Origin of the sequence: Phormidium sp. FACHB-1136 (assembly GCF_014697375.1) — a bacterium.
GTDB lineage: Bacteria > Cyanobacteriota > Cyanobacteriia > Phormidesmidales > Phormidesmidaceae > Nodosilinea.
The window spans coordinates 1-1,835 of record NZ_JACJRS010000247.1 but is presented as its reverse complement, the minus strand read 5'-3'; the positions used below and the strand labels follow the sequence as shown (position 1 = coordinate 1,835).

At 48.9% G+C, this 1,835-nt stretch carries 3 protein-coding genes; 1 reads left to right on the top strand and 2 read right to left on the bottom strand.

The genetic code is table 11. The features are described 5' to 3' along the window. On the top strand, positions 1 to 317 hold a 317-nt coding region (locus H6G62_RS27080; RefSeq protein WP_190492465.1), incomplete at its 5' end, for a transposase. Here the strand turns inward: H6G62_RS27080 and H6G62_RS27075 are convergent. Both H6G62_RS27075 and H6G62_RS27070 read right to left on the bottom strand, forming a co-directional pair. Next, positions 314 to 1,267 carry a hypothetical protein gene (locus H6G62_RS27075; RefSeq protein ID WP_190500924.1) on the bottom strand — a complete coding sequence of 318 codons (954 nt, stop codon included), beginning with the start codon at positions 1,265 to 1,267 and terminating at the stop codon, positions 314 to 316. The two genes, H6G62_RS27080 and H6G62_RS27075, sit on opposite strands and share 4 nt — an antisense overlap. 384 nt (positions 1,268 to 1,651) lie before the next feature. Further along, a partial coding sequence (locus tag H6G62_RS27070) for a hypothetical protein (RefSeq protein ID WP_190492888.1) occupies positions 1,652 to 1,835 on the bottom strand: 184 nt, incomplete at its 5' end.

Sequence of the window (1,835 nt, the reverse complement as noted above, 5' to 3'; positions counted from 1 at the left end):
TTGAAGACTTTGAGCAGGATGGCCCTAAGATTCTTATCATTTTAGACAATGCAAGTATTCATAAAAAGGCAGAGATTCTAGAGAAGATAGCGAAGGAGATGCCCAACATTGTTTTAGAATTTCTGCCACCCTACAGTCCGGACTATAATTTAATCGAGTTAGTTTGGCACTCTGCAAAGGAATTCATTGCCAATCGTCTATTTGAGTCGATTGAGGATTTAGAAGCGCTTGTTCATAACCTATTGAACGAAGGGCAGCTTGTCATCAACTGGGATCGCAAGATCAAAAACAAAGGAAACACAATCAATGCAATTTAAATGCATATCAGCTTATCGTCTGAAAGAATATCTTCTATCCAGTTCTTAAGCCTTGCATAATAGGCATGATTTGCCTTACTAAACTCTCGACAGAGTTCTCGGCCAGCCTTTTCTTTCAGGTCAGGGTCGCTGTAAGAGGTGACGCGATAGTAGGGATAGAAGTCATCTTTCATTCGAGCCTCGAAGGCAACTTCCATCAATCGTTCCGTCGAGACTCCATGGGCACCATGGAGCATATCGAGACAAGCTTTAAATCCAAGTTCAGAGGTCTTGAAGGTTTTAGGCTTGCCATCTCTAATCAGTACTGCTGTCGCATTGCGGTGGCCCAGCATAAATACCGTCGCATCTCGATACTCAGGGTAATTCACCAGAAATGAGCGGGCCACGCCCAACCCTTCTGGTTTGCATTCAAAGCCCCATAGCTGAGGTTGAACCATCCCGGTCGGTGTCATAAATCCTTCGGCAAAGGCAGACTCGACCCTCGCCTTAAAGTCATCGACAAAACTAGCTTCATCCGGTGGCAGCAGGCATTGAACCGCGACGCCGAAGTCATCAGGAATCTTGTAGCCTTCGCCAATCAACGTTTGCTGAACGACCCAGACCGCACCCAGGAGTTTGTACAACGCCTTCTCATTCTTGGCCACGTTGAGGGTGTTGTACAGCGCAATCTGAGCCCCTAGATGGCCCACTGCGCCAATCTTGGTCTCGTCCGGTTCGCCCTTCTTATCCAAGAGCTGAACCCAACAAAAGGAAGTGAGACCCTGCATTCGAGACATCTGACCTGCGGGGGTGCGCCCATACTGTTCGAGACTTTCTTCTGTCGCAATGAACGCTTCCGGCGGCATCGTCAATAACTGGGGTTGGTCAGAACGATGCTGGTAAATGATCTTGGTTCTTGACCCCCCAAAGTCAACTGCAATGATGAAGTGGGGTTTAGCAGTGCGAGGCATAGCGTTTAACCGTATCGTCTCTCTGACGCTATCGAGACTGAATCCAACCTGCCCTCTATCCAATAGGAGAGTTTGTATGGGTGAACAGGGAATTCACTCTGTCATTTGATAGAGGTGCAGTGGCTGACCACAGGGCGAAACCTGACCCCCTACTTCACCCGTTTTGTTCTTATCCCATCCGTATCCACCTCTCTGACCTGACCATTGGTGTTCCTAAGCGTACCCATGTTGTCCTAAGTGAGTCGGCTTAGGTCAGCATCGTTCCCCACATTGCCCTTCTTGATGTCCTTCTGAGATGAAACGATTTTCAAACCCTATTTTTTAGCGATTTTGGCGTCAAACAGACTCCAGAGGGAGTCAACTTGCTGACTGCCTGACACATCTTTATGCCGCCTCCCAGGGGGGCAATTGACATCGTATGGACTGGATCCTAGAGAACCAGATGCGGTCATAGTACTGGTCTTCGGCGTTTTTAGAGGCAAAGCAGGGTTCAGGGTCAACGGTGAGCAGGGGGATGGGTTGGAGCAACGGACGCCCTTTGTTGACGGCACCCTTGAGCCAGCGGAGG